The organism is Williamsia sp. Leaf354 (assembly GCF_001424365.1).
Lineage (GTDB): Bacteria > Actinomycetota > Actinomycetes > Mycobacteriales > Mycobacteriaceae > Williamsia_A.
Window position 1 is genome coordinate 1 of sequence record NZ_LMPL01000001.1, and the last position, 14,641, is coordinate 14,641.

A 14,641-nucleotide genomic window follows, 5' to 3' on the forward strand; every position below is an offset into this window, starting at 1 on the left:
CGCGTTACGCAGGCGGGGATCGCGTTACGCAGGCGGGGATCGTGGTCACCGTCACGGATCCGGGACATGGTCGACCGCAGCGTCTACCGCGTCGACCCCGACGCCGTGCGTGCTCGCCGGAAGGCGGCGGTCGATGCGCGGGGGTTCTGGACCGAACGTCTCGAGGACGGCATGGCGCGGGTGGAGGCGACGTCCACTGCGGAGAGAGCCATCGCGATCTCGCGTCGGGTCGATGCGTTGGCTCGCGCGGTGTGTAAGGACGATGGGCGCACTCTGGCCGCCCGAAAGTCGGATGCGCATTTTTGTCTGGTCATGGGGGTGGCGTGGGAATGCCAGTGCGGCAGCGATGACTGCGACGCTCCGACGGTCGCCGATGATGACGGGCCCTCTGCCCGCGCGGTGCCGGGAACCGGCAGCAGCATGACGCTGCACGTGATCTGTGATTTGGAGACCGTTGCCGGGGACGGGGAGACACCGTGTTTCCTCGACGGGTACGGCGTCATCTCACCGGCGCACCTCGAGGAACTGATCAGCGAGCCGGGTGTGAGGGTCGCGCCGATCGGGCATTCCGATGATCCGCTCGCCCCACATTCACCGGGTGATCCGTATCGGCCGTCGACCGCACTGGACACCGTGGTGCGGGCGCGGTCGTTGTACTGCGACGTCGCAGGGTGTGAACGTCCCGCCTGGGTGTGCGACATCGACCATGTCCACGAGTACGACCACGACCATCCCGCCCATGGTGGGCAGACGTGTCCGGGGAACACCGGGTCGAAGTGCCGGCTGCACCACAACCTCAAAACCCACACCGCGTTCCTCGACGATCAGACCGTCGGCCGCGACGGACGCATCCAATCGGTGATCATCACCCCCGAAGGCTTGACCGTCGCCGGGCCGGCATTCGACGGCACCGACCTGTTCCCCGCCCTCAAAGACATCCAATTCACCGCACCGCAGAACGCCCCACCCGCCCCGGACACCGCCACAGAACCTGCACCGACCAGACGCCGACCACGCCTGGCAGACAAACACGCCCGCCGACACACCGAACGCGAACACAACCGCCGCACCCGCGAAACCGGACAACAGGCCCAGGCCGCTGACCCCGCCAACGACGAACTGCCGCCCTTCTGAGCAGACCGGCGGCCTAGACTCGCGTCCGATGGCCCCCGACACGTCCGCAGCCGAGACCACGCCTCCCGAGCAGTTCCTCCGCGTGGGCGCGGTGACCCTGTGTTTCCAGGTGTTCGAGCCCCACCCCGACACCGCGGCGCCGACCGACAAGCCGACCGTCGTGCTCATCATGGGACTCGGCCTCGACATGCTGTGGTGGCGTGACGACTTCTGCCTCGAACTGAACCGGCGCGGCGTCCGTGTGGTGCGCTTCGACAATCGCGACGTCGGCCGGTCGACCCGCTTCCGAGGTCCGGTACCCACTGCGCTGCAATACCTTCGACGTACAGCGCCGGTGACCTACACCCTCGAGGACATGGCCGACGACACCGCCGGCCTCATCCGAACCGTCGCACCTGCCGGCGCACACATCGTCGGTGTCTCGCTCGGATCGATGATCGCGCAACAGACCGCGATCCGGCACCCCGACAGCGTCCGATCCCTGGTGTCGATCATGGGTCGCACCGGCGACCGCAGACACGGGAAATCGTCGAAGCGGTACCTGCTGGCCGCCCTGCGCATCCCGAAGCCCGATCCGGTCGAGGACATGATCGCGGCCTTCGAGCGCATCGGTTCGCTCGGTCGAACCGAGGCGGACACCGACGACGTCCGCGAAATCATGCCGCGGTCACTCGCACGGTCCACCGACGAATCCGGCTCGGGCCGCCAGATCGCGGCCATCTTCGCCGAGACCGACCGCACCCCGGGCCTGCAGGCATCGACCATGCCCGCGCTCGTCATCCACGGCGACCGTGACCCGGTGATCGCGCACTCCGGCGGCGAGGCGACGGCCCGCGCACTCCCCGACGCCGAACTGATGATCGTCGACGAGATGGGTCACGATCTGGCCCGCCGCTTCTGGCCCGAGATCATCGACGGCATCGAGCGGACCGTTCGCCGGGGCGAGTCGGCCGAGAGCAGGGCCAGCCGCTAGCTCGGCGACTCGCCGAGGTCGCGCGCGTAGCCCCGCAGCGCATCGATCAACACGCCGAACACGCGGTGCGCGGTCGCGAGATCGGAATCGTCGAGGTCGGCGAGCGCGGCGCGGGTGACCGCTCCGAGCGGACCGAAGAACTCACGTGCCACCTCCATGCCGTGGTCGTCGTAGCGGAGGATGACGCGGCGCCGATCGCTCGGATCCGGCTCGCGCCGAATGTGTTCGGAGTTGATCATCCGTTCGACCAGGTAGGTCATCGCCGCCGACGACATCCCCAGCGACGAACCCAGTTTCCCGACGGTGAGTGGCTCCCCGTCCACGTCGGCGACCATGATCCGCAGCAACGCCTGGAAATCGTTGGCACTGAGGTCATGCCGTCCGGCGAACACGCGACCGATCTGCTCCGACGCCGCGGACAACGCGCGCAGGTCCGACGCCATCGCCGATTCGAGACCCGTGCGGTCGAGCGCCGCACCGCCGTCGTCCGTCGCTTCGTCATGCATCCCGTCAGGTTACGACGAACCCGGCCTAAAGTCTCACTTGCTGAACAGTTAAAAATCTGAGAGTGTCTGATTCATGACCACCGCATGGGATCGCTTCGCCTCCGTCGTGACCGGTCGGCGCTCGTGGATCGTCGGACTCGTCGTCCTGATCCTCGGACTGGCCGCGATGGGGGTCGGCGGCGAGAGCAGCTCGAGCGACGATTCACCGAACTCGCTCCCCGACTCGGCGCAGTCGGCCCGCATCGACGACTACCTCGCGACGTTCCCCGATGCGAAGGTCGCCGGCGCGATCCTGGTGGTCGACCGAGCCGACGGCGCCGCACTGACCGCGTCCGACCGCGCCGCCGTGATCGCCGCCCGCGAACGCATGGTGGGTGTCGACCGGTCCACCGACTCCGCCCCGACCGGCCCGGCGGCGATCGTCTCCCCCGACGGCAAGGCGGCCATCACCTCGGTGCCGCTCTCGTCCGAGATCAGCGGATTCACCCTGCGCGACACCGTCGACTCCCTGCGCACCGCCGCCGACGACGGTCTGCCCGACGGCCTGCAGGCCCACGTCACCGGCGGCCCGGCCTTCGCCGCCGACATCGCGAACTCGTTCTCCGGCGCGAACGTCACGCTCCTGGCGGTCACCGCCTTGGTCGTCGCCCTGCTGCTCATCGCCACCTACCGCTCCCCGGTGCTGTGGTTGGTCCCGCTCATCGTCATCGGTGTCGCCGATCGACTCGCCGCCGTGGCCGGCGGAGCACTGTCGGAGGCAACGGGTCTCGCCTTCGACGGCTCCACCTCGGGCATCACGAGCGTCCTCGTGTTCGGCGCGGGCACCAACTACGCGCTGCTGATCATCTCGCGCTATCGGGAGGAGCTGCGCCGCCACCGCGACCACCGCGACGCCCTACGCGCCGCGGTCCGCCGCGCCGGCCCGGCCGTCCTGGCCAGCAACGTCACCGTGGTCCTCGCGCTGCTGACCCTGCTGTTCGCGGCACTGCCCAGCACCCGCAGCCTCGGCGCGAGCGCCGCCGCCGGACTGCTGCTCGCCATGGCGTTCGCCCTGCTCGTACTGCCGCCGGCCCTGAGTCTGTTCGGACGAAAGCTGTTCTGGCCGTTCATTCCCCGCGTCGAGGACGACCTGGTCGAGGACGGCACCGCCGACCTGCACGCGACCGGTACATGGCATCGGATCGCGTCGACCGTGGTCTCCCACCCGACGCGCTCGCTCGTCACCGCCGTCGTGGTCCTCGCGGTCTGCGCGCTCGGCTTCCTCGGTACCTCGATCGGCCTGAGCCAGACCGAACAGTTCCGGGTCACGGCCGACTCGGTGACCGGTTTCGACGTCCTCGAGGACCACTTCCCGGCGGGCCAGTCCGACCCGACCACCGTGGTCGCCCGCACCACCGCCGCACAGGCGGTCGAGCAGGCATTGCGCTCCACCCCGGGCGTCGACACCGTCACACCCACCGGAACGTCGACTGCGGCAAATTCATCGGGGGACTACAGCCGGTGGAGCGTCGTGCTCACCTCACCGCCCGCGTCCGACGGCGCGTTCGACACCATCGCGGCGCTCCGCTCGTCGACCGCGCGGATCGACGGGGCCGACGCACTCGTCGGCGGCAGCGACGCCCGCGCCTACGACACCCGCAACGCCGCGTCCGACGACCGACTGTTGGTCATCCCCTTGATCCTGGCGGTGGTGCTGTTGGTGCTGTTCGCACTCCTGCGCGCGGCGATCGCACCGATCCTGCTGGTGCTCGCCACCGTCCTGTCGACGGTCGCCGCGATCGGACTCGGCACGTTCGTCGGCATCCACCTGTTCGGCTTCCCAGCGCTCGACAACAACACGGTGCTGTTCGCGTTCCTGTTCCTCGTCGCCCTGGGTGTCGACTACACGATCTTCCTGGTCACCCGGGCCCGCGAGGAGAGTGCACGACACCGGGTCCCCACCGCGATGATCCGCGCCGTGTCGGCCACGGGCGGCGTCATCACCAGCGCGGGCATCGTGCTCGCCGCGGTGTTCGCGGTCCTCGGCGTCCTGCCGCTGATCACGCTCACCCAGCTCGGCATCATCGTGGGTTTGGGCATCCTGCTCGACACGTTCGTCGTGCGCACCGTGGTGGTCCCCGCACTGTTCACCCTGGTGGGCGAACGCATCTGGTGGCCGACCCACCCCGGCCACCGATAGCATCACCGGCGTGGCGCCCCTGACGGTGATGATGCCGGCACGCAATGCCGAGTCCACCGTCGCGACCGCGATCCGATCGATCACCCGGGGACTGCCTCGCGACGGCCGCGTCCTCGTCCTCGACGACGCGAGCGACGACTCCACCGCCGCGGTGGTCCGCGACCTCGCCCGTCGGGACCGCCGGGTCGGGCTGCTCGAGTCCCTCTCCACCCGAGTGGGAGTCGTGGCCGCGGCCACGGCACTTCTCGACGCGGCCGACACGCCCCTCGTGGCACGCATGGACGCCGATGACATCAGTCTGCCCTGGCGTTTTCGTACCCAGCTCGCGTTGCTGCGGCGCCACGATCTGGACCTCGCCTTCTCTCCGCTGGTGTTCATGGGCCCCGGACGGTTCGCCGTCGAGCCCCAGCCGTTGCTGTCGGCAGGCCCCGAGTCGGTGGGTCTGGAGTTAATGCTCAACTGCGCGGTCGCGCACCCCACGATGACCGGTAGCCGAGCCGCAATCCTCGACGCGGGCGGCTACCGATCGGTGCCGTCGGAGGACTGGGATCTGTGGATGCGCCTGTCCCTCAACGGCGCTCGGCTGGGACGAACATCGTCGCCGGGTCTCGCCTACCGTCGCCACAGCGGTCAGACGTCGGCGCAGCCCGCCTGGAAGGCCGCCCTGGCATCGGACAGCACCAGCGCCGGGGTGCACCGCGATCTGTGTCGCGCCGTGCTCGGCCACGAGTACGACCGCGGCCCCGGCGCCTACGCCGCCCTCGCCGGACCCGGCGCGCGACCGGAGCAGGTCGCCGCCGCCGAACGTCTCATCGACGATGTCGCCGCGCAGGCATCGCGCTTCCCTCTCGCGCAGCGGTTGTCGCTCGCCGTCACCGCCCACGGGGTGCGCGTGCTGCTGCGCAAGAACTACCCGCATTCGACGTCGGGCGCGCACGGGCCCGGGTGATCCGACACGGATCGGGCCCCGGGGCGATGAGAGGTGTCTAGTCTGGCCCCATGGCCGAAACTGACACACGTTCTACTTTCACCGATCGCTTCCGCCTCGACGGACGCGTCGCGATCGTCACCGGCGCCGGGCGCGGCCTGGGGGCGGCGATCGCCGTCGCCTTCGCCGAGTGCGGCGCCGACGTGGTGATCGCGTCGCGGACCCGCGAGCAGCTCGACGAGGTCGCCGAGACGATCCGCGGACTCGGCCGACGCGCCGTGGTGGTGGCCGCCGACCTCAGCGATCCCGAGGTCACCGCTGATCTCGCGCGCACCGCGAAGGATGAGCTGGGACGCCTCGACATCGTGGTCAACAACGTCGGCGGCACCATGCCCGCGGGCCTGCTCGACACCTCCGTCGCCGCCCTCGAAGGTGCGTTCCGGTTCAACGTCTCGACCGCCCACGCACTCACCTGCGCCGCGGTGCCGCTGATGCTCGAGAACGACACCACCGAGCACAACAGCCACGGATCGATCATCAACATCACCTCCGCGATGGGACGCCTCCCGGGCCGCGCGTTCTCGGCGTACGGCACCGCGAAAGCCGCACTTGCGCACTACACCCGACTCGCCGCCGAAGACCTCTCACCGCGCATCCGGGTCAACGCGATCGCCCCCGGCGCGATCGCCACCTCGGCGCTGGAGATCGTCACCGGCGACGAGGGGATGCGCACCGGACTCGAGAAGGCGACACCGCTGCGACGGATCGGTGATCCGGCCGAGATCGCCGCGGCCGCGGTCTATCTGGCGTCGTCGGCGGGGGCGTACACCACCGGCAAGATCCTCGAGGTGGACGGCGGCATCATCAAACCGAACATGGAACTGCCGCTCCCCGACCTCTGAGGCCGGTCGCACACCAGGTCAGTTCTTGGCCACGCCCGAGGCGTGATCACTCATCATCCGCGCGCCGCCGGCGAGGCCGCGCCAGCCCATGCTGACCATGAGGTCAGCGGCGGTGTCGAGGTCGATGTCGCCTTCGGAGATCCGGTCGGCGACGGCCTCACCCGCGCCGACGAGCGCGACGGCCATGAGTTCGAAGTCGATGTCGGTGGCGCCGTCGACGGTGGTGCCGCGACGCAGCAGGTCGGCGATCATCTCGATCAGGCGCGAACGACTCGCGTCGACCAACGCGATGAACGCGGCCTGACCGGTGGCGACACGGTAGAGCACACGCCACGACGCCCGATTGGCGTCGACGAAACGCAGGAACTCGTAGATGACCGTGCGGGCCTGGTCGCGCTGACGCAGTCGAGGGTCGAACCCGGTGGTCATCGCCTCGATGAACCGGCCGCCCTCACGGCTCAGGCACGCGGCGAACAGCTCGTCCTTCGATCCGTAATACAGGTACAGCATGGGCTTGCTGATGTCGGCGGCCGCGGCGATGGCGTCCATCGAGGTCTCGCGGAAGCCCTTCTCGGCGAACACGGTGACCGCAGCGTCGAGCATCTGCTGCTCGCGCACGGCGCGCGGGAGTCGCTTGGTTCCACCCGCCATCGCTCACCGCCTCTCGCTGATCCCTCAGCTTAACTTACCAGGCAGTAAGTTAGGGGTTCTCCAGACGAGTGACCCCCGCGGCGCGGAAACGGACGGCGTCGAGCGCCGAGGCGACGGTGACCGCGACCATGGCGTCGTCGACCGGGCCCAGTGACGGCATCAGCGTGCGCAGCAGGAGTGGGCCGGTGAGCAGGTCGCAGATGAGATCGGCGTCGGTGTCGCCGGTGATGTCACCGCGTGCGGTGGCCTGCTCGAGTGCCCGGCGCACAGCCGAGCGGCGCGGACCCATGAAGTCGTCGAGCAGACGTATGCGCAGGGTCTCGTTGCGTGAACTCTCCTCGATGAGTCCCGGCATGGCCTTCACCACCAGCGGATCGGTGAAGAACGTGACCTGCTGGGTCTGCAGGACCTGCAGGTCGGTGGGGAGATCGCCGGAGTCCATCGTGGGATCGAAGACGATCCTCGAACTCATCGCCGCGGAGACGACCTGCGCGAGCGAGGCGTACCGGCGGTAGACCGCCGGCCGGGTGGTTCCGGCTGCGCGGGCGACCGCGTCGATGGTCGTCGCGCCGTAGCCGTTCTCGACGACCATCTTCGCTGCCTCGTCGAGGATTGCATCGTCGATCGTCGAATCTCTTGGTCGTCCGGTGTTGACCATCATTCATTACAGACTGTAACGTAACGATGCATGAGGGCGAGAGTAGCAGCGCGAGGGGACGTACGTCCCGGGGGGAGCTGCTGTCTCGATCGGATCGGGGGGTCCGATGGGTGACGCCTGGATATGGCTGATGAGCGCCGTGATCATCACGGTCTCGCTGGTCATCTCCACTGTCACCCTCCTCGTCATTGCGCGGCTTCGGGATCTGGGGGGAGATCCCGGAGCCGCCGATGGTCGGGAGGCCTGGCATGCGCCAGATCTCCCCGTGACCGCCGAGCTGCGGGCACTACGCGAATGACGAACGAATTCTACGTGGGGTACTTCGTTCGTTGATCGCGTAGTGCCCGCCGACGGTCAGCAGTATGCCGTCGAGTGGAGCACTCGAGCCGCGGATCTGTCGATTCGATCCTCGGCGAGTCGCCCCGACCGCACCGCGGTTGTGAGCGCGGCCAACACCTCGGGCACGTCGTCGGTGCTCAGCCACAACGCCATGTCCGCACCCGCACTCACCGCGCGCACCACCGCCTCGGCGATCGGGTACTTCGCGCTGATCGCGGCCATCCCGCTGAGGTCGTCGGTGAAGATCGGTCCGTCGAACGGCCGACCGCCGTAACCCGCACCCGAACGCAGCAACCGCATCGCGGCCGGCGAGATGCTCGCCGGCAGTTCGTCACCGGTCAGCCCGGGCACGATGAGGTGTCCCACCATCACACCGGTCGAGGGCACCTGTGGCGTCGAGGGGCCCGGCAGCAACGTGCGATAGGGCACCAGATCGTCGGTGCGCAGCTGCGACAGCGGCGGTGTCCGCACGGTCCCGGTGTGCGAGTCACCCGAACCGTGGCCGTGGCCCGGGAAGTGTTTGAACACCGGCATGATCCCGGCGTCGCGCAGACCGTCGGCGAACGCCGCGGCGTACCGCGCCACGGTGGCGGGATCGTCGGAGAACGAGCGATCGCCGATCACCTCGTCGTCGGACTCGTCGCTCACGTCGGCATCGGGCGCGAAATCGACCGTGATGCCCAATTCCCGTAGTCCCTCACCGGTCGTCCTCGCGATGGCCCGGACCTGCGCGGGGGTCTTCGTGCGCGCCAACTCGCGCGCCGAGGGGCTGTCGATGCCGAGGCTCGTCAGCCGCGACACCCGGCCGCCCTCCTGGTCGACGGTCACCATCAACGGACGCGGCGACGCCTTCTTCACCGCCGCGAGACCACCGTCGGCGAGGATCGACTTGTCGGTGAAGCTGCCGATGAAGATGCCGCCCACACCGAAACGCGACACGACATCGCGCGCGTCGGCCTGGTCACTGACGCCGACCACCAGCAACGTCGCGAGCTTGTCGCGCAACGACATCGACGACACCGCCGACGCACAGGCCGCCGACATCGACGACGCCGTCACCGACGGGGATGCCGGGGAGGCCGACGACGAGGCGACCGAACTGCTCGCCGTCGCGGCGGCGGAGGTCCCGGGAGCGGCCGCGGGTGGGCCGTCGGTGGCGCAGGCGGCCAGTGTGGCGACCAGCAGACAGGTGCCGAGGACCCGTGGTGTCGTCCTGGCGCGGGGGACCGCTCGGGTACGCATCCGACGAGTCTGACATGCGCCGATCTGCGGGCCGACAGGGGCGAAGAGGACTAAAATCGGACGTCCGCGGGGTCAGACGAAGGGACATCCGATGACCGCAACCGACGACCTGATCATGATCGCCTACGACGGCAGCGACAACGCCGATCGCGCGATCGACTGGGCGGGGCGGATCTGGGCGGGCCGCGGCGCGGTCGTCGTCACCGCCTGGGAGACCGCCCTGCACCAGACCGCGCGGATGTCGAGCATGTCGGGGATGCAGCCGGTGTTCGGCACCGCGCTCGACAGCGAGACCGACCAACTCCTCCGGATCGAGGCGGGCACCCTCAACGATCGCGGCGTCGAGCGCGCGGCCGCGTGTGGGCTGCGATCCCGCGGACACCTCGTGGAGGTGACCGGGACGGTGTGGGGCGCACTGATCGACGTGGCCGACGAGATCGACGCCGACGTCCTGGTGACCGGCACGCGCGGCGCGACCGGCCTGCGCGCCCTCATGCGCAGCAGCGTGGCCGAACAGGTGCTCAAACACTGCAGTCGGCCCGTACTCGTGGTGCCCGCACGATGCACCGGGCCGGGCACACCGGTGACATGAGCCACGAATGGTAGCTTGACCGGCATGACCGACAACCGTCTCATCGCCGGAGCCGTGGCCGGGATCATGGGCGTGATCGTCGCCATCGCGGTGGTCTTCCTCGGCGGCTACCTCGCCTCCGACGACACCCCGTCGACGTCGGTGAACAGCTTCAACGCCGACAACGGTTTCGTGAAGGGCTCGGTCGACTACGGAACGCGCGACAACGCCGGCGTCTCCAACTGACCTGAGGCCACTCATGGTGGCCGATCGGCTCTCACGCCGAGGGGTCGCGATCGTCGCACTGGTGGCGCTGATCGCCTCGTTCGTCCAGTCGCCGGGCGAGGTGTCGGCCGACACCAAACTCGACCTCACCGCCGACCCGCTCGGCTTCCTCTCCCGCGCCACCCACCTGTGGTCGTCGGTGGCACCGATGGGCCAGGTGCAGAACCAGGCCTACGGCTACTTCTTCCCACACGGGGCGTTCTTCGTCCTCGGCGACGTCATCGGCCTGCCCGGCTGGGTCACGCAACGACTGTGGTGGGCACTGCTGCTGACCGTGGGGTTCGTCGGCATCGTCCGACTCGCCGAGACGCTCGGCATCGGCAGCCGCGGCTCGCGCCTGTTCGCCGCGGCGGCGTTCGTCGTGAGCCCGCGCGTGCTCACCACCATCGGGTCGATCTCGTCGGAGACGCTGCCGATGATGCTCGCGCCGTGGGTGCTGATCCCGGTGGTGATCGCCCTCGACCGCTCCGATCACCGCTGGTCGTTGCGGCAGCTCGCGTTCCGTTCGGCCTGCGCGGTCGCGCTGATGGGCGCGGTGAACGCCGTCGCCACCGCGGCCGCCTGTGCCGCGGCGGTGCTGTGGTGGGCGCTGCACGTCCCCACCGGCCGCCCGGGGTCGGCCCGGTGGGCCCGGTTCACCGGGTGGTGGGCGCTGGGGGTCGCACTGGCGTGCGCGTGGTGGGTGGTGCCGCTGCTCATCCTGTCGCGGGTCAGTCCCCCGTTCCTCGACTTCATCGAGTCATCGCGGGTGACCACACGATGGACGTCGCTGACCGAGGTGCTGCGCGGTACCAGTTCGTGGACACCGTTCGTCTCGCCCGACAGGGTGGCCGGGTCGCTGCTGGTGTCGTCGCCGGTCGCCGTGCTCGCCACCGGATTGGTCGCGGCCGCCGGGCTCGCCGGGTTGGCGATGCGGTCGATGCCGGCCCGCGGGCGTCTGGCCACCCTCGCGGTGGTGGGTCTGGTCATCATGGGCTGCGGCTGGTCGGCCACTCTGGGTTCGCCTGTCGCCGAACAGGTCCGCGCGTTCCTCGACGGCGCCGGTGCGCCACTGCGCAACATCCACAAGTTCGACCCGCTGATCCGCATCCCGATCGTGCTGGGTATCGCCCACCTGCTGGCGCGGGTGCCGCTGCCCGGCGCGGTGCGATGGCGCACGGCCGCCCCGGCGTTCGCCCATCCCGAACGATCGCGACCGGTCGCGGCGACGATGGTGCTGACCGTCGTGCTGTTCGGCGCCGGGTCGCTGGTGATCACCGGCCAGTTGGCGCCGTCGGGCACGGTGCGATCGACACCCGGCTACTGGCCGCAGACCGCGTCGTGGCTGCGGGAGCACTCCGGCGACGCTGCGCATCCCACCCGGGCGCTGGTGGTGCCCGGGGCCCCGTTCGCGGTGCAGACGTGGGGTCTCACCCGCGACGAACCGCTGCAGCCGCTCGCGACCACACCCTGGGCGGTGCGCGACGCCATCCCACTGGTGCCACCCGGCGCCATCCGCGCGATGGATTCCGTGCAACGACAGATCGCCTCGGGTCGTGGGTCGCCCGGGCTCGCGGCGACGTTGGCGCAGCAGGGAATCGGGTACGTGGTGTTGCGCACCGACCTCGCACCCATCCGGTCGCGGTCGGCCCGACCGATCGTGGCGCGCGCGGCACTCACCGCCTCCCCCGGGTTGTCGAAGGTCGCCGAGTTCGGACCGCTCATCGGGCCCGGAAGGGTGAAGGGCGTGGTCGGCGACGACGGGCTGATCCCCCCGATGCGGGCCATCGAGATCTACCGGGTCGCCTCGACCGTCGGATTCGACGGCACCGCACCGGGACTGGTCGATCTGGCGGCGATGCCGCGGGTGGTCGGTGGCCCGGAATCGTTGGCCCGACTGCAGGAACACGCCGCACGCACCGGCGCCCCCGCCCTCGGCCCGACTCTCCTCGACACCGATGCGCGACGAGCCGGGGTCGACGACACCGGCATCGCGGGCGCGGTCGTCACCGACACCCCCGCCGACAGGGAGGTCGACTTCGGTCGGGTCGACGACCACAGTTCGGCCATCCGCGCGCCCGGCGATCCCCGACGTACGCAGAACACCGCGCCCGACTACCCCGTCGCCGGGGCAGGCCTGGTCCGCGGACAGTGGCTCCTCGACGGTCGGCCGAACGCGGTGTCGGTGACGGCGTCGGGATCCGCCTCCGACGCAACACAACTCGGTCAGACCTCGCCCGCGAACTCACCTGCCGCCGCCTTCGACGACGACTCCAACACCTCCTGGGTGAGCCGCGGTCTCGACAGCGCCGTCGGGCAGTGGTTGCAGGTCGATTTCACCGCGCCGCGCTCCAACCTGTCGGTGACGGTCACCCCCGGTCAGGCGCTCGGTCCGGCCGTGACCGGCTTGCTCATCACCACCGACAGCGGTACCTCGGTGGCCCAGGGCATCTCCCCCGGACAGCCGGTGACCGTCGTGGCCCCGAGCGGCCCGACACGGTCGGTGCAGGTCCGCGCGATCAGCACCGAGAACGGCACCGCGGGAAGTCAGTTCGCCATCGCCGAACTGGCGCTCACCGACACCCGGACCGGCGCGCCGCTGACCATCACCCACCGGACGGTGCTGCCGACGCAACCCGCGGGACGCGCCGTCGCGCAGTGGGACCTCGGCCAGGACCTGCCCGGTCGCACCGCCTGCGCACCCGGCCCCGACATCACCCGCTGCTCGTCGGCGCTGGCGCTCTCGCCGGAGGAACCGGGACAGTTCTCCCGGGTGGTGTCGGTGCCCACCGACACCCGCGTGACGCCGCGGATCTGGGTGCGCGGCCGACCCGGGACACCCCTGAACACCTTCCTCACACCGACCGACGCGGCGACCGCCACGGGTGCGTCGTCGGTGCCCGATCAACGCGCCTCGGCCGCGGCCGTGATCGACGGGGACCCCGGGACCGCCTGGATCGCGCCCGATGCCTCCACCCGCCCCGGTGCACCCCCGGCGTCGGTGCGGATCACGCTGCCCGCGCCGCGACTGGTCGACTCGGTGACCATCACCCGACCCCGCGGCCTCTACCCCGCGGCGCCACGCCGCGTCGCGATCGACCTCGGGACCGGCCGACAGGTACGGACGGTGCCCGCCGACGGCCGAATCCGCCTGTCGGCTGCACGCACCTCGACGATCACCGTGACCGTGCTCGACGCCACCGACCTCGTCGACGTCAACAGCCTGGGCTTCGCCGCGACCGCGCCGGTCGGCATCGCCGAGATCGGTCTCGGTCCCGACGGCGGGCCGATGCCGGTCGCGTCACCGGACCGATTGGTGCGCATCGGGTGCGACGCCGGGCTGACGATGTCACTGGGGTCGACAACCGTGCCGCTGTCGGTGACGACCACCGCGCGCCGACTTATCGCGGGCTCACCCGTCGCGGCGACGCTGTGCGGATCGGACGCGCCGTTGTCGCTGCGCGCCGGTGCACAACCGCTGTCGGTGAACCCGTCGGGCGCGTTCACCGTCGACTCCGTCACCCTCACCGCCGCCACCACGGCAACACAGGCGGGCACCGCCGCCGCCTCGGTGTCCGACCGCATCGAGCCCGTGGCGACCGGGACGTGGTCGGCGGATCACCGGACCGCGTCGGTGGGTGCCTCGAGCCGTGACCGGGTGCTGGTGGTCCCCGAGTCGGAGAACTCCGGCTGGCACGCGAGCCTCGCCGGGCGCAGGCTCGCCCCGATCGTCGTGAACGGCTGGCAGCAGGGCTGGATCGTGCCCGCGGGACTCGCCGGCACCGTCACCCTCGACTATCCGCTCGATGCGCCCTACCGACTCGCGTTGCTGCTCGGACTCCTCGCGGTCGCGCTGCTGTTCGTGCTGACCGCGATCGGCGCACGACGTTCCGGCGAACGACACGATCCGCTGTCGGTCGGCCCCCCGCCGCGCGCGCCGGGTGTCGCCTGCGTGGCCGCGGTGGCGGCGGTCGGGGTGCTCTCGGGCTGGGGCGGACTGCTCATCGGTGCGGCGGTCGCCGCCGGCGTCCTCGCCCTGCGCCGACGACGACCGCGTGCGGTCCCGATCGCCGTCGCCTCGGCCTTCGCCCTGGCGTGCGCCGGCCTGTCGCTCGGTCCGTGGGGGTCGGGTGGTCCCTACACGGGATTCGACTGGTGGGTCACCGTTCCCGCGCTCGCCGCGGTCGTCGCGCTCGTGACCGTCGTCGCGGTACCGGAGTCGCCGTCGGCGCGTGTGCGCGCCTTCTCCCAGGCACGCAGGCGACGCCGCGCGGGCTCCTCCACGAGTCCGTAA

14 protein-coding genes are annotated in these 14,641 nt (G+C 70.3%); 10 read left to right on the forward strand and 4 right to left on the reverse strand.

Features of this window, described 5'->3' with window-relative positions; all coding sequences use genetic code 11:
* The first annotated feature begins 18 nt into the window (after positions 1–18).
* Both ASG12_RS00005 and ASG12_RS00010 read left to right on the forward strand, forming a co-directional pair.
* Positions 19–1,134, forward strand: a complete 1,116-nt coding sequence (locus tag ASG12_RS00005; protein WP_082501490.1) for a DUF222 domain-containing protein — start codon at positions 19–21, stop codon at positions 1,132–1,134.
* 28 nt (positions 1,135–1,162) lie between these two features.
* Positions 1,163–2,107, forward strand: coding sequence for an alpha/beta fold hydrolase (locus ASG12_RS00010; RefSeq protein ID WP_055783923.1), 945 nt, complete (start codon positions 1,163–1,165; stop codon positions 2,105–2,107).
* Here ASG12_RS00010 and ASG12_RS00015 read toward each other — a convergent pair.
* Complete coding sequence (locus ASG12_RS00015; RefSeq protein ID WP_055783925.1) at positions 2,104–2,613, reverse strand: MarR family winged helix-turn-helix transcriptional regulator; 510 nt, start codon at positions 2,611–2,613, stop codon at positions 2,104–2,106. The two genes, ASG12_RS00010 and ASG12_RS00015, sit on opposite strands and share 4 nt — an antisense overlap.
* 73 nt (positions 2,614–2,686) lie before the next feature.
* On the opposite strand from ASG12_RS00015, the gene ASG12_RS00020 reads away from it, so the two are divergent.
* The 3 genes from ASG12_RS00020 to ASG12_RS00030 are packed head-to-tail and all read left to right on the forward strand — an operon-like array spanning position 2,687 to position 6,622.
* On the forward strand, positions 2,687–4,792 hold the full coding sequence (locus ASG12_RS00020; protein ID WP_055783928.1) for an MMPL family transporter: 2,106 nt from the start codon (positions 2,687–2,689) through the stop codon (positions 4,790–4,792).
* A 10-nt stretch (positions 4,793–4,802) separates the two neighbouring features.
* Entirely contained in the window at positions 4,803–5,741 is a 939-nt protein-coding gene (locus ASG12_RS00025; protein WP_055783930.1) for a glycosyltransferase family 2 protein, read from the forward strand.
* Positions 5,742–5,791: 50 nt separating this feature from the next.
* A complete protein-coding gene (locus ASG12_RS00030; RefSeq protein WP_055783932.1) occupies positions 5,792–6,622 on the forward strand; it encodes an SDR family oxidoreductase in 831 nt (276 codons plus the stop codon).
* An 18-nt stretch (positions 6,623–6,640) separates the two neighbouring features.
* Here ASG12_RS00030 and ASG12_RS00035 read toward each other — a convergent pair whose 3' ends face one another.
* Together ASG12_RS00035 and ASG12_RS00040 are read right to left on the reverse strand one after the other, a co-directional pair.
* The gene (locus ASG12_RS00035; protein ID WP_055783934.1) at positions 6,641–7,273 is read right to left on the reverse strand and encodes a TetR/AcrR family transcriptional regulator; all 633 of its coding nucleotides are present in this window, start codon (positions 7,271–7,273) and stop codon (positions 6,641–6,643) included.
* Between the two features lie 49 nt (positions 7,274–7,322).
* Positions 7,323–7,934: a TetR/AcrR family transcriptional regulator gene (locus tag ASG12_RS00040; RefSeq protein ID WP_055783937.1), complete on the reverse strand. Its 612-nt coding sequence runs from the start codon at positions 7,932–7,934 to the stop codon at positions 7,323–7,325.
* A gap of 127 nt (positions 7,935–8,061) precedes the next feature.
* Here ASG12_RS00040 and ASG12_RS00045 point away from each other — a divergent pair, with 127 nt between their 5' ends.
* A complete protein-coding gene (locus ASG12_RS00045) occupies positions 8,062–8,229 on the forward strand; it encodes a hypothetical protein (RefSeq protein WP_156377856.1) in 168 nt (55 codons plus the stop codon).
* Between the two features lie 56 nt (positions 8,230–8,285).
* Here ASG12_RS00045 and ASG12_RS00050 read toward each other — a convergent pair whose 3' ends face one another.
* On the reverse strand, positions 8,286–9,281 hold the full coding sequence (locus ASG12_RS00050) for a glycoside hydrolase family 3 N-terminal domain-containing protein (RefSeq protein ID WP_055783940.1): 996 nt from the start codon (positions 9,279–9,281) through the stop codon (positions 8,286–8,288).
* On the opposite strand from ASG12_RS00050, the gene ASG12_RS22285 reads away from it, so the two are divergent.
* The 4 genes from ASG12_RS22285 (at position 9,265) to ASG12_RS00070 (ending at position 14,641) form a co-directional block, all read left to right on the forward strand.
* On the forward strand, positions 9,265–9,525 hold the full coding sequence (locus tag ASG12_RS22285; protein WP_055783942.1) for a hypothetical protein: 261 nt from the start codon (positions 9,265–9,267) through the stop codon (positions 9,523–9,525). The two genes, ASG12_RS00050 and ASG12_RS22285, sit on opposite strands and share 17 nt — an antisense overlap.
* A gap of 78 nt (positions 9,526–9,603) precedes the next feature.
* Positions 9,604–10,104 carry a universal stress protein gene (locus tag ASG12_RS00060; protein ID WP_235455620.1) on the forward strand — a complete coding sequence of 167 codons (501 nt, stop codon included), beginning with the start codon at positions 9,604–9,606 and terminating at the stop codon, positions 10,102–10,104.
* A 24-nt stretch (positions 10,105–10,128) separates the two neighbouring features.
* Positions 10,129–10,329: a DUF2613 domain-containing protein gene (locus tag ASG12_RS00065; RefSeq protein WP_045821299.1), complete on the forward strand. Its 201-nt coding sequence runs from the start codon at positions 10,129–10,131 to the stop codon at positions 10,327–10,329.
* A 13-nt stretch (positions 10,330–10,342) separates the two neighbouring features.
* Positions 10,343–14,641, forward strand: coding sequence for an alpha-(1->3)-arabinofuranosyltransferase (locus ASG12_RS00070; protein ID WP_055783944.1), 4,299 nt, complete (start codon positions 10,343–10,345; stop codon positions 14,639–14,641).

Excerpts from the sequence above, each read along its gene's own strand:
- ASG12_RS00050 (WP_055783940.1), bottom strand. The coding sequence starts at position 9,281 with ATGTCGTTGCGCGACAAGCTCGCGACGTTGCTGGTGGTCGGCGTCAGT.
- ASG12_RS00045 (WP_156377856.1), top strand. The coding sequence starts at position 8,062 with ATGAGCGCCGTGATCATCACGGTCTCGCTGGTCATCTCCACTGTCACC.
- ASG12_RS00010 (WP_055783923.1), top strand. The coding sequence starts at position 1,163 with ATGGCCCCCGACACGTCCGCAGCCGAGACCACGCCTCCCGAGCAGTTC.
- ASG12_RS00035 (WP_055783934.1), bottom strand. The coding sequence starts at position 7,273 with ATGGCGGGTGGAACCAAGCGACTCCCGCGCGCCGTGCGCGAGCAGCAG.
- ASG12_RS00060 (WP_235455620.1), top strand. The coding sequence starts at position 9,604 with ATGACCGCAACCGACGACCTGATCATGATCGCCTACGACGGCAGCGAC.
- ASG12_RS00070 (WP_055783944.1), top strand. The coding sequence starts at position 10,343 with ATGGTGGCCGATCGGCTCTCACGCCGAGGGGTCGCGATCGTCGCACTG.
- ASG12_RS00030 (WP_055783932.1), top strand. The coding sequence starts at position 5,792 with ATGGCCGAAACTGACACACGTTCTACTTTCACCGATCGCTTCCGCCTC.
- ASG12_RS00020 (WP_055783928.1), top strand. The coding sequence starts at position 2,687 with ATGACCACCGCATGGGATCGCTTCGCCTCCGTCGTGACCGGTCGGCGC.
- ASG12_RS00065 (WP_045821299.1), top strand. The coding sequence starts at position 10,129 with ATGACCGACAACCGTCTCATCGCCGGAGCCGTGGCCGGGATCATGGGC.
- ASG12_RS00040 (WP_055783937.1), bottom strand. The coding sequence starts at position 7,934 with ATGATGGTCAACACCGGACGACCAAGAGATTCGACGATCGACGATGCA.
- ASG12_RS00015 (WP_055783925.1), bottom strand. The coding sequence starts at position 2,613 with ATGCATGACGAAGCGACGGACGACGGCGGTGCGGCGCTCGACCGCACG.